Consider the following 22,579-nt stretch of genomic DNA (forward strand, 5'->3'; position numbering starts at 1 on the left):
CTGAGGGGCCTTCGGGCCCCTTGATCGGGGCAGGCGGCGCCCCGCCTCGCGCCGCCTGCCTCGGCTGCTCAGCCACCCCTTCACCGGAGTCCGTGGATGCGCCTGATACTGACCTATCCGGAAGATGCCAAAAACCAGGAAATGGCCGATGCCGCCGTCGCAGCGGCGCGCAGGGTCTGCGACGAGGCGCAGGAGCACCCGTACATGGCGTGGCGCGACCACTCCATGGTGAACTCCGGGCTGCTCATCCCCGGATGGGCATTCTCGGACACGGAGATCCGCGCGGCGCAGGTCTGGGCCGATGCGCTGGATGCCGCAGAGGAGTACCTGACCGTACCCGAGTACTGCAGCGTGGAAATCGAAGTCGAATTCGAGCCTGGAGATGCCGTGCCCGGTGACCTGCCCGGTCCCGACCGCCGGTTGCTGCGCGAGTGCTGGTACTGGCGCATGCGCACTACTGCAACAAAACGGGCGTAAGCGCTGTTGTCTGCAGCCGGGCCACGGCGGACCGAAGCCCCCGCTCCCCCATCCATTTGCGCACACCATGATCACCGCTTTGTACGTTGGCGGCCCTCTCGATGGCCAGACCCGGCAGTTGCCCGACTGCCCGGCAGCCACACCCCACGGCATTGGGCCAGGCGGCGCAGGCGCCTATCGGTTGATGGGCCGGTATTTCGAGGGGCGGATCGTGAGCGTCTTCGTGCATGCGCAGTGGCCGCTCTCGCGGGAAGACACCTTGCGGGAATTGCCACGGCGCTTTTGGCAGCATTTCGTTCCGTTGGAATTCCCGAAACTCACCGAGTGATCGCCGGGCTGAGGCGCCCGCGGCTGCAGCGTCAGCCTTGGCGCACGCGCCGCTTTCTGCCACCGATCCATTGCACAACCGCAGCGCGCACCGCAAACAGCCCTCCAACCACGGCCACCAGGGCGATGCGTGTGGCCAGCGGCAGGTCTTCACCATCGCTGCCCCGCCGCGCAGCGCCCCCGGCCGGGTCGCCAGGCCACCTCACAGGCTGGGGTGGCACTTCAGGCACGGGGTCCTCGCTCTTTACCGGGGTTTCGGGTGCCTGGGTCTTGGGCGCACCGCGGTGCGAACCGTATTCGGTGGCATACACCTTGGTGAACTCGGCGCCCAGCAGAAAGATCTGCGCCGCGTAGTACACCCAGATCAGGATGATGGCGATGGAGCCGGCCGCAGCATAGGTGGAGCTGATGCCGGCCTTGCCCACATACAGCCCGATCAGCACCTTGCCCAGCTCGAACAGTGCCGCCGTCACGCCGGCACCCACCCACACATCGCTCCAGGCAATGCGGGTGGAGGGCATGAGCTTGAAAATCATGGCAAACAGCAGGGTCTCCACCACCACCGAGAGCGCCATGTTGAGCACCTGGAGCACGATCTCCCAGCCCGGCAGCAGCGCCGAGAACCAGGTGCCCAGCGCCGCCACCGCCGCGCTCACGGCCAGCGATGCCATGAGCAGGAAGGCCAGCCCCAGGATCAGCCCAAACGACAGGAAGCGCGCCCGCAGCAAGCCCCACAGGCCGCTGGGCTTGGCCTTCTCGGGCACATGCCAGATGCGGTCGAGCGCACTCTGGATCTCGGCGAACACCGTGGTCGCGCCAATGACCAGAAAGACGATGCTGATGCCGCTGGCGACCAGGCCCTCGGCCGGCTCCCGGGCGCTGCTGACCAGGCCCTGGATGGCGGCCGCGCCATCGCTGCCCACCAGCCCCGATATCTGGCCCTGCAGCGCGCCGCGCACGGCCTCCTCGCCGAACACATAGCCCGCAATCGCGATCACGATGACCAGCAGCGGCGCGATGGAGAAGGCCGTGTAGTACGAGATGGCGGCCCCCATGCTGGGGGCGTAGTCGTCCACCCAGGCCATGGCGGTCTTTTTGCTGATGTCGAACAGGGTGGAGATTTTCATGGCGTGGCCAGGGCAGTGTGTGTGCCATTTGTACCTGCGGACAAAGCAGCGACGTGTAGGCAATGAGCGCGCCCGTCGCCCATCTCGCAGGAGGTCGGGCAGCAGCCTTGTGCGGCGCGGGCGAAAAGCTTGTGCTCCTACAGACGCCGCCGGAGCGCCGGCATAGATTGGACCCCTTTGCCCTCAAGGAAAACCTCCATGACAACCGTATCCGAAGTAATGACCCGTGGTGTGCGCAGCTTGGCGCCTACCGACAGCGTGCTGCTGGCAGCCCAGGCCATGCAAGAGCTCAACGTGGGAGCCATCCCCGTCTGTGAAGGCGACCGGCTGGTGGGCATGGTGACCGACCGCGACATCGTGCTGCGCTCGGTGGCACAGGAGCGCAATGCCGGGACGACGCTGCTCAAGGACGTGATGAGCACCGACGTGCAATCGACCCGCGAGGGCGAATCGATCGATGACGTGTTGCAGCAGATGTCGCGCGCACAGATCCGCCGCCTGCCGGTGCTGGACGGCGACCAGCGCCTGGTGGGCATTCTGTCGCTGGGCGACGTGGCGGTGAAGGAACGCGGTGAGGCCCTGGATGTGGCCGCCTCGCTGTCCGGCATTTCCGCACCGGCCCAGCCGGACCGCTCGGGCCAACCCTAGTGTTCTGTCCCGCAAATAGATGCCAAAAATAAAGCCAATGGATTTCGCGCCAGGGCAAGGCGCAAGCCGCAGCGATAGCCGTAGCTATCGCGAGGATTTGCAACGCGGCCCTGGCGTGAAAGACGCGGTTTTATTGGCATTTATTTGCGGGACAGGACACTAGTCCACCTGCCGCACCCCGCGGCAGGCCGGGAAGGTAGAGCAGCCCCAGAATGAGCCCCCCGCGTTGTTGCCGGTGCGCGCGATGCGGCGAACCATGCCGCAGCCGCACTTGGGGCAACCGGGCTGGGCACTGGCAGGGCCATCGGCCGGGGCGACTGCGGCGGCCTGGGCCGATGCCACAGCCGGGTGTGCCACCGGTTCGTGGTGTACTCCGCCATGGACAGCGATGACCGCCGCCACCGCCGACCGGGACTGCTGCGCCTGCTGGAGCATGGCCAGCAGGCGCGGCCCGTCCACCAGTTGCAGGTTGCGCCCCTGGGTGAAGAGCCTGGCGTCGTTGCTGAAGCGCCCCGAGGTGACGACGAAGCCGCCTGTGGCCCCTCGCGGGGCCATCACGCCGTAGAGTTCGCGCACCGTCTCCACTCCCACCTTGAAGGCCTTCCAGTGCTTGCACTGCACGAAGAACTTCTCACCGCCCCGGGTCAGCACCAGGTCCACCCCGCCGTCGGGCCCACCACCGCCCGTCTCGGTCACCTGAAAGCCCTGCAGCCGGTAGGCCTCGCCCACCAGCATCTCGAACTCGGCCCAGGACATGCCGTCGATGGCGCTGGCCGCGGGGGCCTGCGCCACCTCGTCCACCAGGGCCCGGCGCTGCCGGCGCCGCCAGCCAGACAGAGCCGCCCCTGCCAGGCAGACCATGGGCGCCACATACTGGCCCACCATGGCCAGCCCGCCGAGCAGCGCGCCCTGCACCATCGCTCCGATCTGGCCGGGCTTGACCGGCGCCGGCTGGCTGAACGACGCGGCCAGTGGGCTGAGCACCAGGTAGAACACCACCGCCAGCCCCACGCCAGCCCACCAGGGCAACAGGGCGACGAGGTCCATCATGTCCTCCAGGGGGCTGGTTTTCTTGCGCCGTGCTGCCATGGTGGTTCCCTCCCGGTTGTTGGGTGTTGCTCGCATTATTCGAAACAGGGGGTGCTTGGCTAGTTTTGAATTGCACGGCGCTGGCGGCAGGGTTCTGCGCCACTATTTCTCTTGACGCCCCGAGCGCGCCCCCAGACCATCGCGCACTTGCAGCCCCCCGCCCCGAGGCACCGCCCGCAGCGGCTGCACCACCGGGAGCGCAACCAACATGCCTGCAGCCACCTTCAAAGCCCCCTACTTTCCCATCATCTATGTGCGTGGCTACGCCATGACGCAGGGCGAGATCGACCAGACCACCGCCGACCCGTTCTGCGGGTTCAACGTGGGGTCGACCGTGCACCGGGCGGTGCCCGAGCGGCGCAGCAAGCCGCGCAAGCATGTGTTCGAGTCACCGCTGGTGCGGCTGGCGTCGGACCACGGCTACACCGACGTGTACGAGGACGGCTACGACATCGTGGACCCCGAGTGGGAAACCACGGCCGACGGCAAGCCCACGGGCAATGTGCTGACGGGGCAGAGCATCATCATCTTTCGCTACTACGACAGCGCATCGACCCTGCTGGGCGATGGCAACACGCCAGGCATCGAGGACTTTGCGAAGGAGCTGAGCCGGCTGCTGGCCCGCGTGCGCGACCTGGTCTGCGCCAATGTCGCGAATGCGGTGACGCCTGCGGACTTTCGCTGCTACCTGGTGGCACATTCGATGGGCGGGCTGGTGTGCCGCGCCATGCTGCAGAACCCGGCGCTGGACCCTGAAGGCATGCGGCCCCGGGTGGACAAGTTCTTCACCTACGCCACGCCGCACAACGGCATCGACGTGGCGGGCATCAACGCACCGGCCTGGCTCTCCGCCATGGACATCAGCAACTTCAACCGCGGCAAGCGCATGGTGCAGTACCTGGACCTGGCGCCCGCGTATGCCACGCACCAGCGCGTGGACCTGCTGCCCGAAGCGCTGTTTCCGTCGCGCCGGGTGTTCTGCATGGTGGGCACCAACCGGCTGGACTACGAGACGGCGGCGGGCCTGTCGCGCACCTTCGTGGGCAACGGCAGCGACGGGCTGGTGCGCATCGAGAACGCCACGCTGCACGGCCTGAACGCCGACGGCAGCGTCGGCGAGCCCTGCGCCAAGGCGTTTGCCTACCGCGCGCACTCGGGCTTCTACGGCATCGTGAACAGCGAAGAGGCGTTCCAGAACCTGGCGCGCTTTCTGTTTGGCGACGTGCGGGTGGACCTGTGGGCGGACATCGACGAGATCCGCCTGCCCACGCCCGTGCAGGCCCAGGTGGACGCAGGCCACAAGGTCAACGCGCTCTACCAGATGGAGCTGCGCGCCTCGCCGCGCGGCAAGCTGTGGTACCTGACCCGGCGCACGGCCGAGGAGGACTCGGTGGCCTGCATGGCCCACGCAAATTGGCAGAGCGACAACCAACACTACCTGTCCAGCGTGTTCCTGGCCAACAGCGCACGCGTGAACCCGCGCCGGCGCTCGCTGGCCTACGGGCTGGAGTTCGGCGTGCGCGCGCCCGACTACGAGATCGAGCGGCGCCTGTGGATCAACGAGCACTACGAGGGCGGCTACCTGTTTCGCAACGCGTTGATCCTGGAAATGGAGCCCCCACCCAACGACGCCACGCCCTGGAAGGTGAAATATTCCTGGCAGGGCACGGGCATGGTGCAGGCGCAGACGGTGCTCGACGTGCAGCCGCTGGGCGACGGCCGGGTGGAGGTGGTGATCCCGTTCGACAGCCACACGGTGGACGTCCGGGGCACGCAAAAACCGGCGCACCCCGGCGTGCGCGGGCAGTTGCGGTTTGTGATATCGGCCTGGAACTCGTAAGCCCTCGCAGCCGCCCGTGGAAATAAACATGGCGGCGTTTTGAACGGCCCGTGGTAGAAGTTCAGGCAGATCACTACCTTTCCCGGAACCGGCCGGTTCTGTCAGCGCCGTCTTACAGCGCGGCCCACGACAAGCGGTTATTTTGGGGACGTGGCATGCGTCTTCGGGGGCGGAGACTTGGCCACCCTACCTGGAGGCTCACATGAAGTGCCCCCCTACCCTGCAGAGCGAGGAGGCGCGGCTGCAGGCCTTGGCAGACCATGGCCTTGAAGGCGAGCAAGCGCTGCCCAGCCTGGACCCGGTGGTGCGCATTGCAGCGCGCATGTTCGGCATGCCCGTGTCGGCCGTGAACATGGTCGGCAGCGACCACGTGTTTTTTGCTGCCAGTGTTGGCGTCGGCGAACTCGACATGGGCCGCGACGTCTCCTTCTGCGCCCATGCCATTGCGCAAGGCGGGGTGATGGTGGTGCCCGACACGCTGCAGGACGAGCGCTTTCACGACAACCCCCTGGTCACCGGGCCATCCAACGTGCGCTTTTATGCTGGCGTGCCGCTGCTCTCGCCCGAGGGCCATGCCATGGGAGCGCTGTGCGTGCTCGATGACCGCCCGCACGACGACTTCAGCACGGAAGACCAGGAGCGCCTGCGCGAGCTGGCGCGCATGGCCTCTGACCGGCTGGAGCTGCACCGCATCGAGACCTCGTCCGAGCGCACGCGGCCCTCGTTCGACGAGTACGCGGGCAACTCCACCACGCCGGTGGTCTGGTTCGACGAGCAGCGGCGCGTCGTGGCGATCAACACCGCCGCCGCCGCGCTGCACGGCTACCACCCTGCCGAATGCGTGGGCCAGCCGCTGGACCTGCTGCTGGCCGAGCAGGAGCATGCCACCCTGCGCGAAGGGATTGCGCGCGCGGTGGCGGCGGCCTCGATGCAGGACCTGCAGATCCCCACCGAAGTGTGCGGGCGGCGCAAGGACGGTACGCATTTCATGCTGGGGATTTCGCTGTTCATCTGGCGCCACAACGGGCGCCTGCGCTTCGAGGCGGTGCTCAAGGACCTCACGGCGCAGCGGCGCGAAGAGGACGACCTGCGCCGCCAGGCCAGCAGCGACCCGCTGACCGGCCTGGCCAACCGCGCCTGCTTTTACCGCCGCGTGCAGGAGGCTCTGCTCAGCCCTTTGCCGGATGCCGCTGCCGCCGTGCTGATGCTGGACCTTGACGGTTTCAGGGATGTGAACGACACGCTGGGTCACGCCGTGGGCGATGGCATCCTGCGGGAGGTGGCGCAGCGGCTGGCCCGGCTGGCAGGCCACGCGCTGTTCGAGGCCCACCAGAGCCGGGGGCCCATCGCTGCGCGGCTGGGAGGTGACGAATTCGCCCTGCTGTTGCCCGGCGTGGGCGATGCCGATGCCGCCAACCAGTTTGCCCAGCGTGCCGTCAGCGCCATCCACCAGCCCATTGCCATCGGCGGGCATGAGGTGCGCGTGGGCGCCAGTTGCGGGGTTTCCGTCGCGCCCCTGCAGGCCCACGAGGCGCTGGAGCTGGTGGGCAATGCCGATCTGGCCTTGTCGCAGGCCAAGACCGAGGGGCGCGGGCGCAGCTCCGTCTTTGTGCCTGCCCTGCGCATGGCGGCGGTGGCCCGGCGCCTGTATGGCATGGAGCTCGACCGCGCGGTGGACAAGGGCGAGCTGGTGCTGTTCTACCAGCCCCAGGTGCACCTGGAAGATGGCTCGCTCTCGGGTGCCGAAGCGCTGATTCGCTGGCAGCACCCGCAGCGTGGCCTGCTGGCGCCGGCCGCCTTTCTGCCCGCGCTGGAGGGTGGCCCCCTTGCCGCCAGCGTGGGCTCATGGATCCTGGACGAGGCCTGCGCGCAGGCGGCCTACTGGCGGCGCAACGGCGCGCCCACCCTGCGCATGGGCGTGAACCTGTTTGGCGTGCAGTTCCGCGTGGGCGACCTGGCCACCGAGGTCATGGCCACCCTGGCGCGCCATGGCCTGCCACCCGATGCGCTGGAGCTGGAGATCACCGAGAACATCGTGCTCGACCACGACGACGTGGTGCCCGGCATGCTGCGCCGCCTGCGCGACCAGGGCGTGGGCATCGCCTTCGACGACTTCGGCACCGGCTATGCGTCGCTGAGCCTGCTCACCAGCTACCCGCTCACGCGCATCAAGATAGACCGCAGCTTCGTGCAGGGCATGCTGGGCTCGCGGCGCGAAGCCTCAGTGGTGCGCGCCATCCTGGACATGGCGCGCAGCTTCGACCTCAAGACCATTGCCGAAGGCGTGGAGACCGAGGCCCAGCGCGAGCGCCTGTGCAGCGAGCGCTGCGGCGAGGCCCAGGGGTATCTCTTCGCGCGGCCCATGTCCGCGCAGCAGTTCAGCGAGGCCTATGGTGTGGAGGCGTTGCGCAAGGCATCCGCGTAAGCCACTCAATGCATCCGCGCGCTCTACCGCCCCCCCCGCGCCGCCTTCGCAGAATTACCTATTGTTTCAAAGGCTAATGAGACACATTCTCATTTGTTGCTCTATACTTCACCCATACCGCAGAGACAGCACCAGCACCCAGTCCACCAACCAACCGATTCCTGCACACCATGTCGACACTTGCCATGCCTCGCCCCGTCCTTCGACTGCAGCGCCCCGCGGCGCCACGCGCGTCGGCAGTTGCCGATGATGCTCTGGCGCAGGCGCAGGCCGAGTCCACTGCCGCAGGTTTTCTGCGCAGCATCAACAGCGCCACCATGCTGGGCACGGCCAAGGTCGTGAACATCCTGCACAACGGTTCGGTCTACCAGCTCAAGACCACCAAGCTCGGAAAGCTGATTCTGACGAAATAGGTTTCATCGTGGGGAGACTCCCGGGACCTCGGTCTCGAAGGGTCTTTTTTTGCTAGCCACCCGTAACCCGGCAGCCATGCTTTTTTTCCCCGCGATCATCATCACCCCCCGCATCCACTGCTGACCTGGCAGGCCGCAGCGGTGCCAGCTGTCCGCTGGCCAGAGAAGGTGCCGTCGCCACCCCCTATCTGGCGAACACCGGTGCCACGCTGCGTGCCTGCACGCGCTGCGCGTGGCGCGCTTTCGTTTCTCCCTTTTGCCGCTTTGCCGTCGCGTTCAGGCTCGCATGAAGCATGGCGTTACATAGCGGGGCATCGGCGGCCATTCAGGGCTGCCTTGCACCGCCGTGGAGGCGTGGCCGTGCACCATTTGCAAGCATCTGCAACACAAGCTGCGCATAGCCTGCTGCAGTCTTTTACGGTGGGTGACAACACGCCTCGTAGTCGCGCCCCGCTGGTGGTCTGCGCGCTCACACGCAACCACCCGTAACAGCGGTCACCAAGCCCATTTATCGCTGTTGTCTTACACGCGGAACTGGGACACTTTGCTGAAATCTACCCATCGGCCATTGAGGCTGATTCGGGGGTCATTGAGGCCCCTGCCCCGGATTGTTTTTACCCACCAGGAGTAGTGCCATGAAGTTCCATCACCTGCCTCCCCGCGCGCGTGCCGTTGCCGCGTTTGTGGCGACCGTTGTGCTGGCCTTCCTGGCGGCGGCAACCGTCCTGATGCCCGACATCACGGTGCAGTCGGTGGACTCCATGGTCCGCCTGCCCGGTGGGGTGGAGCAGATCCTCACGCAAGGGTTTCCCGAGTAAGTTTGCGCGCACCGTGCGGGCACGGGCCCTGCCGGTGCCCCGGTCATCCCGGCGATTCGCAGATCCTCTGCCTGCGCATTTGCCGCAGGCATGCCACACCCCTTTGACTCCCGCAACTCCATTGATGCGCCGCGCCGGCCCTGCAGCCCACTGGGCACATGCAAATCCCCCCAAATAGGGCGCCAACGCAACGCCCGCGCGGAGCCTGCTGGAAAAAAGAGGAGCACGGGAGTACCATCTGGCGTGCACACCGGAATTTCCGGCGCTGCACCCCCGAAGGAGGAATACCGTGAACCCACGTTTCCTGACCCCTGGCCACCAAAGCCCGGCCGTTCTGGCCCCTACCCTGGTGCTCTCCCTGTCGGCCCTGCTGGCCGGCTGCTCCAGCCCCCGCGAAGGCTCTCTCGACGAATTTGCCCGCTGGCACGACAAGGCCAAGGCGCAAGCCCAGGCCGGCGCGCTGATGTGGAGCGAGTTCTACAAGCAGAGCTTCGACCGGCTGACCGCCCTGCCCCCCTCCATGCAGCAGGACACGCGGCTGGAGAACACCGTGCTGCTGCTCTCCACCGCGCGCAAATACGAGTCCAGCGAAATCACCGCCCTGCAGTTCAACACAGAACGCGAGCACATCGAAACGCAGCTTGAAGCGCGACTGCGCTGAGCCTGGCCAGTCCGCCCACAGCCCCGCGAAGATGAAGCGCCGGGGCCCCTGGCATGCCATAGCCATGCCTGCTTATCGCCAATGAACCGCATGCACGCCCATCTTCGAATCGCGCGCCCAGTGAGCGATCTGGCCCGCTCGGTGGCCCAGTACACGCAAGGCCTCGGAATCGAACAATTGGGCAGCTTCATCGACCACGACGGCTTTGACGGAACGATGCTCGGAACCCCCGGCGCAGGCTTCCATTGGGAGTTCACTGTCTGCAAAAGCCACCCGGTCGTGCCGGCACCGACGCCTGAAGACCTGCTGGTTTTCTATGTTCCGGAGCCCGAAGCCTGGCAGGTGCGCTGCGACGCCATGCGCGCTGCCGGTTTCATCGAAGTGCAGCCCTTCAAACCCTACTGGGCACGATCGGGCCGCACCTTCGAGGACCCTGATGGCTACCGCTTGGTCATCCAGTGCGCTACGTGGGGCACAGAGTCCCAAAATGCGCACGGTCGAAAGTAGGTCGAACGCAGCAACCCCCATGAACAACGATCACCCTGAACGAACTCCGTCTGCCTGGGCAAGGGAGTGCCTGGCGATACTTCAGCAAATCGACCCGGGCTACCGCAAGAACCGTGGAGTGTCGGGTCGATTCATGGAATTCGTGCGCCCGGATCCCAGCGGACTCCTCGTTTCGCAAAACTTCCTGCGCGTCAGGGAGGACTACTACCTCAGCTACGCGCTGACCTTCACGGAACTCCCCTGACCGTGCGCCTTCACCACCCGCTGATCGCGGGCGCACGGTTCGAGAACAGCGGTGTCTGGAGGCAGTGGAGCGATGACTTTGGTCTGCGCCGGGGCGATCCCGGCTACCCCAGCGGCCTGTGGTCGTTCGGACCCTGGCGCTCCAATACGCTGGAGAACATCGCCAAGGGATTCGCCTTGAACGACCAGTTCATGTACCCCCGGTACAGGCAGGCGTTGGCAGAGGGCAAGGCCCACCTGGTCACCCTGTTCGAGGCGGCACAGCGCATCATTGTGCAGTTCGACCCCGCCATTCCTGTCGCGCAGCAGGCTGCCCGGTTCGGCGTGGACCCGGAGGTTCTCGCTGCGTACCCGCTGGTGTCGTCGGCGCTCGACGCCTTCACCATCGCCCGACATGGCCCGTGCTACGCCGGATTCGGCCCCGCAACCAACACGGTGGACCTGGCCAGCATTGCACCAGAGGTGATGGTGCTGCACTTTGCCGACGAGTTTCTGCTAGTGCGCGAGCGGCTCTCGGAGATCCTGGCCACCGCGAAAGCGCTTTGAGGAGGGTTGGGGACTCTGGGCAGCGCGACGATGCCCGGTTGGAATGGAGAACGGGTTCCAGTGCTCCTGGGCAAGGATCAGCCAATGGTTCGAACGCTCTTTTGCGCAAAGTAGAACCATTCGTTGCCCGGCAGCGCCCCAGGGTTCGGGAAGACCACAAAGCCATCGGCAGGAGCGTTCACTTCGCGGCCATCGTGCCGCAGCCCGATGAGTTGCCCGGCCACCACGGGATCGAAGCTTTTCCACGGCTGGGCAAAGCGGTCATCGCCATGTTCGCGATCCACCACATCCTCCAACCGCAGGACCTGGAACTCGGAAGCTGGCGGCTTGAGCGCAAGCGATGTCAGCCCAAGCACTGCGAGCGTCTGCCGGATCGCGCGATAGGCGACACCGACCGCCTCTGGATCGTCATGCTGCCCGCATTCCAGCGTCACGCCGTAGCCACCCCGCGAGCGCATGTACTCGGATGTGCCGATGCCATACCCCGTGTCCAGAAGAGCGGCGTTGGCAGACTGTTGGGCCTGCCGTCGCCGCTGCACGCCACGGGCATACACATCCATCCAGCCTTCCACCACCCGCCGGGGCCCGAGGTGCGCAACCAGGCGCTCCTCCTGCGCTGAATGCTGGAACGACTCAAGGATACCGGTGTTGTTGGTGGGGCCCACCATGGTGAAAGGCTGCCCCGGGGTGTGAAACGAGTGCAGGTCGAGCAACACGTCGTGCGCGTCCAGCAAGGGGCACAGGACATTCGCGATCTGGTCCTCGTAGTCGGTCGGCTCAGCGCTGACGCGCAGATTGCGGTTGAGATTGCGGTCCCCTTGCCGGGTGCGCTGCTGATAGGCGTAGGGATTGGTCACCGGCACCATCGTGAGGACACCCCGTTCGATGCCGAAGGCTCCAGCCGCCAGTTCGTCCACGACCTGCGCAATGGCCTGGGCACCGCATCTCTCGTTGCCGTGCACGGCACCAAGGACCACGACTCGCGGCCCTGGCTTCAGGGCCATGAATTGGTGAACATGAAGAAATGACGGGCGAGTCGAAGAGGTCATGGGAGTTGGCAGCGTGGCGAGCAAAACGGGATAGATGCAAATGTCACGCCACGACTGGAACTTTGTCAAACCCTGCAGGGGCCTTTCCAAACTGGTGAAGCAAGCGCCAGCAGTGCCAGAAACGCCGCAGCCCCCAGGCCTGCAGAAACCCACAGCGCCCCCGCACCCAGGCGGTCCAGGCACAGCCCAAACAGCCATGGAGACGCCGCCTGCGCAATGCGCGCCGGCACCATGAGCAAGCCCTGCCGATGCCCGTAGCCTGCGGGCCCAAACAGCACCAGCGGCAGCGTGCCCTTGGCAATGGTCAAGATGCCGTTGCCCGCACCGTGCAGCAGCGCGAACACGGCCGCCAGCGGCGCACCAGCCACGGCCAGCAGCCCGGCGCCCAGCGGGTGCATCAGCGCCGCCAGGCGTGCCGACAGCAGCGGGTGCACATGGCGCAGAAAGCCGAACTCCAGCAGGCGCCCCGCCACCTGGGCCGGCCCGACCAAGGCGCCCACGGCCACGGCAGTGGCCAGCGTGGCGCCGCCCTCCTGCAGCAGGCGCGGCAGGTGCGCCGCCATGGCGGTGCTGGTGAACCACGTGGCCGCAAACACAAAGGCCAGCAGCAGGGTGGCCCGGCGCGCATGAGCAGGTTCAGGATCTGCAGCCAGCGCTTGCACGCCCTGCGGTGTTGCGGTGTTCGCGGCCACCGCTTCGGCCTGCGGTCGGCGTGGCGTCCAGGCGTTGAGCGGCAGCCCCACCACCAGGTGCAGCGCGGCCCAGGTCCAGCAGGCGCCGCGCCAGCCCCATTGCGACTCCATCCACATCGACAGCGGCCAGCCCACCGTGCTGGCAAAGCCGGCGATCAGGGTGATGCCCGTGATCGAGTTGCGCGCGCTCTTGCCATGCAGGTGCACCAGCGCGGCAAAGGCCGCCTCATACAGCCCACTGCCCATGCCGGCGCCGATGAGCACCCAGGCGGCAAACAGACCCCACGGGCCCTGGGCCATCGCCAGCGCGGCCAGGCCCAGCGCAAAGACCACGCTGGTCGCCATCAGCACCGGCCGACCGCCCCAGCGGTCGATGCTGCGGCCGGCATAGGGCCCCAGCAGTGCGGAGACCACCAGCGCGCACGAGAACGCAGTGAACACCATGGCCACCGACACACCGAGCTCGCGTGCCATGGGCGCGGCCAGGATGGCCGGCAGGTAGTAGGTCGATGCCCAGGCCAGGGTCTGGGCCGTGCCCAGGCTGGCGACTGTGGTTGCTGATGTCAGGCGTGGCAAGGGGAATCCTCTCGGCAAATCCATGGGGACGGCGGGCATCAGCCGCAGCATGACGTTTTGGCCGTCACCACCTGTTTCGAGGATGCCGCCTTGGATGCCGTGGGAGCGGCAGCCGGAGTACATCCCCCGCTGCCCTTGACCTTCTCTGTCTCGTCCAGCGCGCAGCAGGCCGACGTGTCTTGCACCGCCGGGCCACCACAGCAACCCGCAGCAGCGGTGGTCTGCCCCGTTGGCGGCTCGGAAAGGTCCACCGAGCACACGCCCGTCTGCGGCAGGTCAAGCTGTACCTGGTTTGCCGCCACCCAGTCGCCGGCAATGGCCGCCACCACCGAACGCGCCTGCTCATAGCCCGTGGCCATCAGGAAGTTGGGCGCACGCCCGTAGCTCTTGGCGCCAATGGCATAGAAGCCGGGCTCCGGGTGGGCCAGTTCCTTGTGGCCGTGGGGCCTCACGGTGCCACAGTTGTGCAGATTGGGATCGATCAGGTCGGCCAGGGCCTCGGTGCTTTCGATCCAGGGATCCAGGCGCGTGCGCAGTTCGCGCGCCAGCGACAGATCGGGGCGCGAGCCCGCTGCCACGATGATCTCGTCGATGCCCTCCACGGGGGCCAGGAGTGGGTCGATGGCGCGCACGGTCATGAGGCCACCGGCCCGCTCCACGGACTGCACGCCAAAGCCCGGGTGCAGGACGATGCGCTGCTGCCCGACGAGGTCGCGCAGCCGTGTGCCCAGGGCGCCGCGGGCCGGCAGGCCATCGGCACTGCCCCCGCCGAAGATCTTGCGCAGGTCCTTGCCCCGCACCGCCCAGTGCACGCGAGTTCCCGGTCCTTCATCGGCCAGTGCTGCCAGCGCCAGCAGGTTGCCGGCAGCGGAATGGCCCGCGCCCACCACCATCACCGAGCGGCCCGCATACCGGCCACGGGCAGCCCCGAGGATGTCCGGCATGCCATAGGCAATGTGCTCCCGCGCCGCACGCTCGCCCAGCGCGGGAAAGCCATGGATGCCCATGGGATTGGGCTGACCCCAGGTGCCCGACGCGTCGATCACGGCATGGGCCCGGATCTCTTTCACCCCTTCTGTGGTCTCGACCACCAGCACGAAGTCCGCATGCTCCCGTCCGGCTGTCTTGACCTTGTCGAAACCAGCGCGCGAAATGCCCAGCACCTGGTGGCCGAAATGGATGTGGGGTGCCAGCGCGCCATGCGCTGCCAGCGGGCGCAGGTAGCGCTCAACCAGCTCGCCAGCGGTAGGCAGGCCCTCGGGGTCAGGCATGGACCACCCGCCGGGTTGCAGCAGCGCACGCGCCGCCGTGTCCACGTTGTAGCGCCAGGGCGAAAACAGGCGCACATGGCCATACGACTGCAGATGGGCGGCAACACCTTGGCCGGCTTCGAAGACCTCCACCGCGATACCGCGTCCGACCAGGTGGGCGGTGGCCGCCAGTCCGATGGGGCCGGCACCGATCACGGCCACCGTAAATGAAATGGGGGATGTGTAATCAGCCATGGGGATATCCTTCGTATTTCGTAGATTAACGAACATTCATGACAAAAAGAAGAGGCCTTTGCCTCTTCACAGGGACTGGACCAACTGCTTGAGCTCGGCGAGCCGCGCAGGGTTGATGCAGTAGCAGGTGCGCTGTTCCTCGGCGGAGCCCAGGATCAACCCCGCCTCCTTGAGCACCTTCACGTGCTGTGAAGTGGTGGACGGCGCCAAGCCCACCACATCGGCCAGGCTGCCGAAGTAGCACTGGCCATAGCTCGACAGGTGGCGCAGCAGCTGGATGCGGGCCGGGTGGGCCAGCGCCTTCAGCAGCATGGCCAGCTCGGCCGTGCGGTCATCATCGAGCAGGACCAGGACGTCCACTTCTTCTTCACCAGGGCAGCAGGACATGGGCGGCTCTCTTCATTCGTATTTTTACGAATGATCGATCTTTGGATCAACCATGTCAAGGGTGCTGACCAGGCAAAGCCGAAATGACCAGTCTGGACAGTTCGGCAATGCCCACCGGCGCACGGGTCAGCCAGGGAATGGTGAAGGTGCGCTGGGCAAGGCCGTCGGCCATGCGCGCCATCTGCCTGCGCTCGCCGTCGAGGCGGGCCGCGAGCAGAGGGTCGCGCGTGCCCGCCGCCAAAACGCTCTTGTTGAGCACCCATGCATAGGGCTCGATGTCGGCGCGCCGAAGGTCCTCCTGCAGCGCTGCGGCCTGCGACACCGGCGTGACCTCGGGCAGGGCCACCAGGATGATCCTGGTGTATGCCGCGTCCTGCAGCCGCATCAAGGGCGTGACGAGCCGGCCCGCGCCATGCCCTTCGAACTCGCGCACCATCTGGCGGTGGTAGGCGCCCGTGGCATCCATCAGCAGCAGGGAATGCCCGGTGGGCGCGGTGTCCAGCACGACGAAGGCGCTGCGCGCCTCGCTGACGATGCGCGAGAAGGCGTGGAAGACAGCGACCTCTTCGGTGCACGGCGAGCGCAGGTCTTCCAGCAGCAGCGCCTGTTCCTGGGCGTCCAGGCCCGGTGATTTGGCGGCCATGATCTTGTCCACGTAGCGCTGCGTTTCGACCTTGGGGTCGATCCGGTCGACGCGCAGGCCCGGCACCTGGCCATCGAGCGTGCCCTGCAGGTGGGCGGCCGGATCGGTGGTGCTCAGGTGCACCGTCTTGCCGCGCTGCACCAGCCCCAGCGCCAGGGCGGCGGCCACGGTCGTCTTGCCCACGCCGCCCTTGCCCATCACCATGATCAGTCCGTGGCCGGCAGCGGCCAGTTCATCGGCCAGGGCGGATAGACCCGGCAGGGGGGCGGTGCGCTCGATGGCCGGCGCCGGGCGGGGCGCAGCGTGGTGCACTTCCGTAGACAGCAGCGTCCGCAAGGCGGGAAGGCCGACCGTGTCGAAGCTGCGCAGCGGCACCTGATCCTGGGGCAAGGCGCGCAGGGCGTCGGGCATTTCGGCCAGGGCCTGCTGCCCCAGGCTCTCGATGGCGGCGGCCACCCCGTCCGTGCGCTCGCTGGCGTGGAACACGCCGTTGACCACGAGCCGCTGGTTGTTCAGCCCCAGCGCATGCAGTTCCTCGCAGGTGCGCGCCGCCTCGGCGATGGCGCCCTTGTCCGGCCGGGCCACCAGAACCACCGTGGTCCTGGCGGGGTCGCTCAGGGCGTCGAGGGCCGCCTTGAAGCGGGCCTCCTGCATCTTCAGGCCCGAGTGCGGGCCCAGGCACGAGGCCCCGCGGTCATTGCCGTCCAGAAAGCCACTCCATGCCTTGGGCAGGCTCAGAAGCCGCAGGGTGTGCCCCGTCGGTGCGGTGTCGAAGACGATGTGCTCGAACGCCCCGCCCTCGCCCGACAGCAGGGAGGCGAACTCGTCGAACGAAGCGATCTCGGTGGTGCAGGCGCCCGACAGCTGCTCGCGCACCGTCGCGCGCTCGGCATCGCTGGCGCCAGTGCCCATCTGCACCAGCACGCGCTGGCGGTAGGACTCTGCCGCCGTGTCGGGGTCGATGTTCAGCACCGACAACCCCGGCGCGCCGGGCACCGGCGTGGGGATGTTGCGCAGCGCGATGCCGAGCATTTCGTCCAGGTTCGACGCGGCATCGGTGCTGACCAGCAACACCTTCTTACCGCCATCGGCCAGCGCCAGCGCAGCGGCCGTGGACAGCGATGTCTTTCCAACCCCACCCTTGCCGGTAAAGAACAAATGGCGTGTGGGCTGGCGGAGGAACCCCATTGGCTTGAGCCATGCCTGCACCTGCTGGTGCGATGGAACCCCGCCGCTGTGCACCACCCGGCCGTCGATCATGACAGCGGGGGTGGCCATGACACCGGCGCGCCGGATTTCTGCCATGTCCTCGATCTGAAGGATCTCCACCTCGACCCCCGCATCCCGTGCGGCCCGCTCAATGGTGCCGACCGTGCTGTGGCATTTGCTGCAGCCCGGTCCCAGAACTTTGATTTGCATGGGTGCGGCCTTGGTGGAGTGTGCTGATAAAGGGATGGGAGCGCGTGGGCAGTGGCGGCCAAGCATCTACGGGGCGACATGGCACCGCCATTGGGCTCCGCCCGCTAGGCAAGGGGGCTGATCTGGGTCAACTCCCGTGTGAACGCCTGGAAGGGAGGATAGGCCCATGGGTGCCTTGCCTCTGTGCGCCAACGAACCGAGGTGGCCTGGGTGCACCAGGCAACCGGACTTGAGACCACCTGGACCGCCATGTGCAGAGCGTGATCCGCGCTGCGAGGGGCACAAGGCGGTCAGGGAGACCGTCTTCACGCCCTGCAGCACCCCGGCAGGAACATCGATTTCAACTGGACCCAGTAGCCCGCACTCGCCGGATAGCGCGCGCTGGCCGCAAACAGGCCTACCCGCGCCGGGTCGTTGCCTGCGGGCGTGTAGCGAAAGGTGCCGAAGACCTGGTCCCACAGCACGAAGGCGCTGCCGAAGTTGGAGTCACCCTCGCTGCTTTCGGTGGAGTGGTGCCAGCGGTGCAACTCGTTGGTACTGAACACGTAGTTGGCCCAGCCGCTGCGCAGACCGAGGTTGGCATGCTGGAGCATGAGGACTGGTTGCGAAATGGCGAGGTAGCACAGGATCGCCTCGGCCGGGAAGCCCAGCAGCAGGGCCGGCAGCATCGACAGGGCGAAGTTGAGGGCGTGGTTGAGCGGATGGAAACGCAGGTTGTTGAGCGCGTACAGGCGCTCGCTGCCGTGGTGCATGGCATGCAGCCACCACAGCGGCGCCAGCCTGTGGTGCAGCCGGTGCGCCCAGTACTTGCCGAACTCGATGAAGAGCGCTGCCAGAAGGACCTGTAGTGCAAAGGGCAGGCTTTGCAACCACGCCGAGCTGCCTGTATTGCCGGGCCCGCCGTGCCCGTAGACCGCGAGCAGCGCCAGCGTGCCCAGCAGCTTGAGCAGCGGCTCCACCACGGCGACCAGGGTGGCTGCGCTGGCCCAGTCGGTGGCGCGGTCTCCGTTCGGCTGGTTCCAGCGGGTCCGGTAGGGGAAATAGCGCTCCAGCACGCTGGCCAGCAGCAGCGTCAAAACCGAGGCGAGCAGCACCACCGGCTCCAGCGGGCCCCCGGCAGCCCGGACGGCGGCGAACGCACCGAGACTGGCCACAGCGACCAGAACCAGGAGATGGCGGGACAAGAAGACGGGCATGGTCGGTCTTTTCGTGGTCAGGCCTGGAACGCGTCGGTGTGGTACGCCAGGGCATCGAACTTCTGCGGGACGGCGGGCTGCGCCGGCGACTGCAGGCTGCACTGCCACCAGCCCACGTCGTGCCACTGCCCGTGCTTGAAGCCGACCTGGCGGTACACGCCCAGCGCCTCGAAGCCCACGGACTCGTGCAGCGCCACGCTGGCCTGGTTGGGCAGGGCAATGCCGGCGAATGCCTGGCAGTAGCCGAGCCCGACGAGGATGCGCTTGAGCTCGCCATACAGCCGCTTGCCGGTGCCCTGTCCCCGCGCGTCCTCGCGGATGTAGGCCGTGGTGTCCACAGACCACTGGTAGGCCGGGCGCTCGCGGTGCTTGCTGGCATACACGTAGCCGTTGACCCGGCCCTGCGTGTCTTCGCTGACCAGCCAGGGCAAGGTCTGCAGGGTCTGGGCCATGCGCTCGCGCATCTGCTCCACGGTGGGCACCTCCAGCTCGAACGAGATGCTGGTGTGCTGCACGATGGGCGCGTAGATTGCGGCAATGGCTTCAGCGTCGGCGGGGGTGGCGATGCGGATGGTCATGGGTCAGCGTCTGGTGGTACGGGGTGAAGAAAGAGCACGGCGCTGTTCAGCAGCAAGGTCCGCGTCCTTGGGCGGGCGCGGCAAGGTGCAGCAAGGCACGGCCTGGTCTTGCCGCAGCGCCTTCATGAGCAACTGCAGCGACTTCTCGACGGCGGCGCGGTCGCGCTCGCTCAGGCACCCGAGCAACTGCGCCGCGTGGGCGTCCAGGGTGCTGTTCAGTTCGCGGACCCTGCCCTCCCCCTCGGCGGTGAGCGTGACCAGCCAGCTGCGGGCATCCGCCGGGTTGGGCTCCTTGGTCACCAGGCCGCGCGCGGCCATGGCCTCCACCGCGCGCGAGACCCAGCTCTTTTCCAGGCTGACCCGGGCGCCGAGTTCGGACAACGGCAACGGGCCCGAGCGCCCCAACTCGGTCAGCAGATGGCACTGGGTGTTGGTGGTGCTGCTGCATTCGGCCACCACGCGCTGGGCCCGCGTGTACATGCGGGCGACTTCGCGCAGCAGGCTTCCTGAATTTGCGGCTGTCATTTGAGTGTGTCTAGCAACTAAATGGCTGCAGATTAGGAGATGTTCATTTCGTTGTCAATAGCAACTACATGGAGCAGCCAGCCCCTCGCGGGGTGGGCCGTCAGATGGACGCCTGGTTGACCCGGCGCATCAGCGCCTCGCCCGACTCCTTGCGCTCGCTGTAGCGGTCTACCAGGTACGGCGACACATCGCGCGTGAGCAGGGTGAACTTCATGAGTTCTTCCATCACGTCCACGATGCGGTCGTAGTAGGCCGAGGGCTTCATGCGGTTGTCGTCGCCAAACTCCTGGAAGGCCTTGGCCACCGAGGACTGGTTGGGGATGGTGAGCATGCGCATCCAGCGGCCGAGCACTCGCATCTGGTTGACCGCGTTGAACGACTGCGAGCCGCCGCACACCTGCATCACCGCCAGGGTCTTGCCCTGCGTGGGGCGCACGGCCCCCTGGGCCAGCGGGATCCAGTCGATCTGGGTCTTGAGGATGCCGGTCATGGCGCCGTGGCGTTCGGGCGAGCACCAGACCATGCCCTCGGACCAGGCGGCCAGCGCGCGCAACTCGGCGACCTTGGGGTGCGAGTCCGGCGCGCCATCGGCCAGCGGCAGGCCCTCGGGGTTGAAGATCTTCACCTCGGCCCCCAGCGCCGTGAGGATGTGTGCGCCCTCCTCGGTGGCCAGGCGGCTGAACGAGCGCTCGCGCAGGGAGCCGTAGAGCATGAGGATGCGCGCGGGATGGGTGGACGCCAGCGCAGCAGACAGGCGCGCGGTGTCGGGCATCTGCAGCAGTTGGGCGTCGATGTGGGGCAGGTCAGAAAGCATGGGGCAGGCTGTGGTGCGGTAATGGTGGTTGCTCAGCTGTGTGCGATTCTGTTCAGCTGGGCCTGCAGGTCGGCGTCGCTCAGGTCGGCCAGGGGCAGCTCCAGCAATTGCAGCATGCGGTAGCCGATGGCCTGGCGGGTGATCTCGAAGGTCTGGCGTTTGGCCTCGTCGCCGCCCTGGGCATTGGAGGGATCGGGGTAGCCCCAGTGCATCTGGATGGGGGTGCCCGGCCAGTACGGGCAGACCTCGCTGGCCGCGCTGTCGCAGACGGTGATGACGATGCGCATCACCGGTGCATCGGCAGCGGTGAACTCGTCCCAGCTCTTGCTGCGAAAGGCGTCCGTCTTGACGCCCGCGCTGGCCAGCGCTTCGAGTGCCAAGGGGTTGATGCGGCCGCTGGGTGCGCTGCCGGCGCTGTGGGCCTGCACGTCCAGGCCGCGGACCTTGGCCAATTGGTTGAGCATGCCTTCGGCCAGCACGCTGCGTGCCGAGTTGTGCGTGCACAGGATGAGGATGTGGGTGGTCATGGTCGTGAAAAGGAATGAACAAGGAGGTGGACCGGTGGGGTTCACGCCCGCCCGATGTCCTGCACCTGGCGCTTGATCACCAGGGAGTCGAGCTTATCCAGGGGCAGCGCCAGCAGCAGCTCGATGCGCCGCTTGAGGATCAGCGCCGTGTCGCGAAACGCCTTGTCTACCGCTTCGGGCGTGCCCTCGGCGGCCGAGGGGTCGGGCACGCCCCAGTGTGCGCTCATCGGCTGGCCCGGCCAGACGGGGCAGACCTCGCCGGCGGCGTTGTCGCAGACGGTGAACACGAAGTCCATCTCGGGCGCGCCGGCCTGGGCAAACTCGTCCCAGTTCTTGCTGCGCGCGCCTGTGGACGGCACATGCAGCCGCTCCAGCGTGGCCAGGGCCAGCGGGTTGACGGTGCCGCTGGGAAAGCTGCCGGCCGAGTGCCCCCGAAAGCGCCCTCCTCCGAAATGGTTGAGCAAGGCCTCGGCCAGGATGGAACGGGCAGAGTTCTGCGTGCAGATGAAGAGCACGTTGTAGGTTTTTTCAGTCATGGGGAAAGACTCCAGGAAGTGGCGACGGCGGCGGGTTGAACGTTTAATTTCAACATTTCATTAAATATTGAAATAATGACCATGAAACGACAGACAATGGATCGGCCTATCAGGCCGCAGCAGTGGCCTTGGGGCGCTTCTTGCCAACGACCGAAGCTGGCGCGCAGCCAGCCTTGACGGGCAATTCGGCACACAGGCCCGGATTGCCCGCGCAGCACTCTTCGGTCAGATAGCCGATCAGATCCACCATCAGCGCCAGGTTGGCCCGGTAGCGCTGGTAGCGGCCCTCCTGCTCCACGGTGAGCAGCGAGGCGTGCGTCATGCCCTTGAGGTGAAAGGACAGATTGGTGCGCGGCACGTCCAGCGCCGCCGAGATCTCACCGGCCACCATGCCGCCGGGCCCCTGCCGCACGAGCAGGCGGAACACGTCGAGCCGCACCGGGGAGGACAGCGATTCGAAGACGGCGGTGGCGGCGGTTTTTTGCACGGACTGACTATACAAGAGCGGTTGGATGGCGGCACAGGCCCAGGGAATCAAGCGACCCTGCGGCCCTGCGCGTCGATGACCAGCTCGCCATCTTCCTTGGCGAACGGGCCGGGCAGCGCGGGCAGCAGGTCCAGCACCGCCTCGGAGGGGCGGCACAGGCGGGTGCCGGCGGGCGTGGCGACGATGGGCCGGTTGATGAGGATCGGGTGGGTGAGCATGGCGTCGAGCAGCTGCTCATCGGACAGCGCGGGGTCTTGCAGGCCCAGCTCGTCATGCGGGGTGCCCTTTTGCCGCAGCAGCGCGCGCACGGGGATGCCCATGGCGGCGATCAGTTCGGTGAGCTTTTCGCGGCTGGGTGGCGTCTTGAGGTATTCGACGACGGTGGGCTCGATGCCGGCGTGGCGGATCATGGCCAGCACATTGCGGGACGTCGCACAGTCCGGGTTGTGGAAGATGGTGTGGTCGGTGGAGGCTTGCATGGCATCAATAATACAACTATTATTGAAATATTCAAGCAACCGCAA

General features: G+C 66.8%; 26 protein-coding genes. 11 read left to right on the plus strand and 15 right to left on the minus strand.

What is annotated here, in order from left to right; translation table 11 throughout:
- The first annotated feature begins 96 nt into the window (after positions 1–96).
- Together ACSQ9E_RS13255 and ACSQ9E_RS13260 are read left to right on the plus strand one after the other, a co-directional pair.
- Complete coding sequence (locus ACSQ9E_RS13255) at positions 97–477, plus strand: hypothetical protein (RefSeq protein ID WP_436218039.1); 381 nt, start codon at positions 97–99, stop codon at positions 475–477.
- A 67-nt stretch (positions 478–544) separates the two neighbouring features.
- The gene (locus tag ACSQ9E_RS13260) at positions 545–805 is read left to right on the plus strand and encodes a hypothetical protein (RefSeq protein WP_436178280.1); all 261 of its coding nucleotides are present in this window, start codon (positions 545–547) and stop codon (positions 803–805) included.
- Positions 806–836: 31 nt separating this feature from the next.
- On the opposite strand, the gene ACSQ9E_RS13265 is transcribed toward ACSQ9E_RS13260, so the two are convergent.
- On the minus strand, positions 837–1,931 hold the full coding sequence (locus ACSQ9E_RS13265; protein ID WP_436218040.1) for a YihY/virulence factor BrkB family protein: 1,095 nt from the start codon (positions 1,929–1,931) through the stop codon (positions 837–839).
- Positions 1,932–2,129: 198 nt separating this feature from the next.
- Between ACSQ9E_RS13265 and ACSQ9E_RS13270 the strand changes: the two genes are divergently transcribed.
- Positions 2,130–2,579 (plus strand): CBS domain-containing protein, encoded by a 450-nt coding sequence (locus ACSQ9E_RS13270; protein WP_436218041.1) that lies wholly within the window; start codon positions 2,130–2,132, stop codon positions 2,577–2,579.
- 159 nt (positions 2,580–2,738) lie between these two features.
- Here the strand turns inward: ACSQ9E_RS13270 and ACSQ9E_RS13275 are convergent, their stop codons facing one another.
- A complete protein-coding gene (locus tag ACSQ9E_RS13275) occupies positions 2,739–3,668 on the minus strand; it encodes a restriction endonuclease (protein ID WP_436218042.1) in 930 nt (309 codons plus the stop codon).
- A gap of 208 nt (positions 3,669–3,876) precedes the next feature.
- Between ACSQ9E_RS13275 and ACSQ9E_RS13280 the strand changes: the two genes are divergently transcribed.
- From ACSQ9E_RS13280 to ACSQ9E_RS13315, 8 genes are all read left to right on the plus strand, one after another.
- Positions 3,877–5,508: an esterase/lipase family protein gene (locus ACSQ9E_RS13280; protein WP_436218043.1), complete on the plus strand. Its 1,632-nt coding sequence runs from the start codon at positions 3,877–3,879 to the stop codon at positions 5,506–5,508.
- Between the two features lie 202 nt (positions 5,509–5,710).
- A complete protein-coding gene (locus ACSQ9E_RS13285) occupies positions 5,711–7,933 on the plus strand; it encodes a putative bifunctional diguanylate cyclase/phosphodiesterase (RefSeq protein WP_436218044.1) in 2,223 nt (740 codons plus the stop codon).
- Between the two features lie 170 nt (positions 7,934–8,103).
- The gene (gene hemP, locus ACSQ9E_RS13290; protein ID WP_082608296.1) at positions 8,104–8,346 is read left to right on the plus strand and encodes a hemin uptake protein HemP; all 243 of its coding nucleotides are present in this window, start codon (positions 8,104–8,106) and stop codon (positions 8,344–8,346) included.
- A 635-nt stretch (positions 8,347–8,981) separates the two neighbouring features.
- Positions 8,982–9,164, plus strand: coding sequence for a hypothetical protein (locus tag ACSQ9E_RS13295; protein WP_057269412.1), 183 nt, complete (start codon positions 8,982–8,984; stop codon positions 9,162–9,164).
- 289 nt (positions 9,165–9,453) lie between these two features.
- Positions 9,454–9,825, plus strand: a complete 372-nt coding sequence (locus tag ACSQ9E_RS13300) for a hypothetical protein (RefSeq protein WP_436218045.1) — start codon at positions 9,454–9,456, stop codon at positions 9,823–9,825.
- Positions 9,826–9,906: 81 nt separating this feature from the next.
- Positions 9,907–10,332, plus strand: coding sequence for a VOC family protein (locus ACSQ9E_RS13305; RefSeq protein WP_436218046.1), 426 nt, complete (start codon positions 9,907–9,909; stop codon positions 10,330–10,332).
- Between the two features lie 19 nt (positions 10,333–10,351).
- Complete coding sequence (locus tag ACSQ9E_RS13310) at positions 10,352–10,576, plus strand: hypothetical protein (protein WP_436218047.1); 225 nt, start codon at positions 10,352–10,354, stop codon at positions 10,574–10,576.
- Positions 10,577–10,578: 2 nt separating this feature from the next.
- Positions 10,579–11,121: a hypothetical protein gene (locus ACSQ9E_RS13315; protein WP_436218048.1), complete on the plus strand. Its 543-nt coding sequence runs from the start codon at positions 10,579–10,581 to the stop codon at positions 11,119–11,121.
- A 77-nt stretch (positions 11,122–11,198) separates the two neighbouring features.
- Here the strand turns inward: ACSQ9E_RS13315 and ACSQ9E_RS13320 are convergent, their stop codons facing one another.
- The 13 genes from ACSQ9E_RS13320 to arsC all read right to left on the minus strand — a co-directional run bounded on the left by ACSQ9E_RS13320 (position 11,199) and on the right by arsC (position 22,534).
- Complete coding sequence (locus ACSQ9E_RS13320) at positions 11,199–12,170, minus strand: succinylglutamate desuccinylase (protein WP_436218049.1); 972 nt, start codon at positions 12,168–12,170, stop codon at positions 11,199–11,201.
- A 65-nt stretch (positions 12,171–12,235) separates the two neighbouring features.
- Positions 12,236–13,438 (minus strand): MFS transporter, encoded by a 1,203-nt coding sequence (locus ACSQ9E_RS13325; RefSeq protein ID WP_436218050.1) that lies wholly within the window; start codon positions 13,436–13,438, stop codon positions 12,236–12,238.
- A 38-nt stretch (positions 13,439–13,476) separates the two neighbouring features.
- Positions 13,477–14,943, minus strand: a complete 1,467-nt coding sequence (locus ACSQ9E_RS13330; RefSeq protein WP_436218051.1) for an NAD(P)-binding domain-containing protein — start codon at positions 14,941–14,943, stop codon at positions 13,477–13,479.
- Between the two features lie 66 nt (positions 14,944–15,009).
- On the minus strand, positions 15,010–15,330 hold the full coding sequence (locus tag ACSQ9E_RS13335; protein WP_322593679.1) for an ArsR/SmtB family transcription factor: 321 nt from the start codon (positions 15,328–15,330) through the stop codon (positions 15,010–15,012).
- A gap of 55 nt (positions 15,331–15,385) precedes the next feature.
- Positions 15,386–17,392: an arsenical pump-driving ATPase gene (gene arsA, locus ACSQ9E_RS13340; protein WP_436218052.1), complete on the minus strand. Its 2,007-nt coding sequence runs from the start codon at positions 17,390–17,392 to the stop codon at positions 15,386–15,388.
- A gap of 305 nt (positions 17,393–17,697) precedes the next feature.
- Positions 17,698–18,588 (minus strand): sterol desaturase family protein, encoded by an 891-nt coding sequence (locus ACSQ9E_RS13345; protein ID WP_436218053.1) that lies wholly within the window; start codon positions 18,586–18,588, stop codon positions 17,698–17,700.
- Positions 18,589–18,605: 17 nt separating this feature from the next.
- Entirely contained in the window at positions 18,606–19,166 is a 561-nt protein-coding gene (locus tag ACSQ9E_RS13350) for an arsinothricin resistance N-acetyltransferase ArsN1 family B (protein WP_436218054.1), read from the minus strand.
- A 3-nt stretch (positions 19,167–19,169) separates the two neighbouring features.
- Positions 19,170–19,691, minus strand: coding sequence for a MarR family winged helix-turn-helix transcriptional regulator (locus tag ACSQ9E_RS13355; RefSeq protein ID WP_436218055.1), 522 nt, complete (start codon positions 19,689–19,691; stop codon positions 19,170–19,172).
- A gap of 100 nt (positions 19,692–19,791) precedes the next feature.
- Positions 19,792–20,505: an arsenical resistance protein ArsH gene (arsH, locus tag ACSQ9E_RS13360; RefSeq protein WP_436218056.1), complete on the minus strand. Its 714-nt coding sequence runs from the start codon at positions 20,503–20,505 to the stop codon at positions 19,792–19,794.
- A gap of 32 nt (positions 20,506–20,537) precedes the next feature.
- Positions 20,538–21,032 carry an arsenate reductase ArsC gene (locus tag ACSQ9E_RS13365; RefSeq protein WP_436218057.1) on the minus strand — a complete coding sequence of 165 codons (495 nt, stop codon included), beginning with the start codon at positions 21,030–21,032 and terminating at the stop codon, positions 20,538–20,540.
- Positions 21,033–21,073: 41 nt separating this feature from the next.
- The gene (locus tag ACSQ9E_RS13370; protein ID WP_436218058.1) at positions 21,074–21,568 is read right to left on the minus strand and encodes an arsenate reductase ArsC; all 495 of its coding nucleotides are present in this window, start codon (positions 21,566–21,568) and stop codon (positions 21,074–21,076) included.
- A gap of 109 nt (positions 21,569–21,677) precedes the next feature.
- On the minus strand, positions 21,678–22,055 hold the full coding sequence (locus tag ACSQ9E_RS13375; protein ID WP_436218059.1) for an ArsR/SmtB family transcription factor: 378 nt from the start codon (positions 22,053–22,055) through the stop codon (positions 21,678–21,680).
- A 47-nt stretch (positions 22,056–22,102) separates the two neighbouring features.
- On the minus strand, positions 22,103–22,534 hold the full coding sequence (arsC, locus tag ACSQ9E_RS13380) for an arsenate reductase (glutaredoxin) (RefSeq protein ID WP_436218060.1): 432 nt from the start codon (positions 22,532–22,534) through the stop codon (positions 22,103–22,105).
- Positions 22,535–22,579 lie beyond the last annotated feature (45 nt).

Source organism: Acidovorax sp. LjRoot118, from assembly GCF_964253575.1.
In the GTDB taxonomy this organism is placed as follows: Bacteria; Pseudomonadota; Gammaproteobacteria; order Burkholderiales; family Burkholderiaceae_C; genus Acidovorax.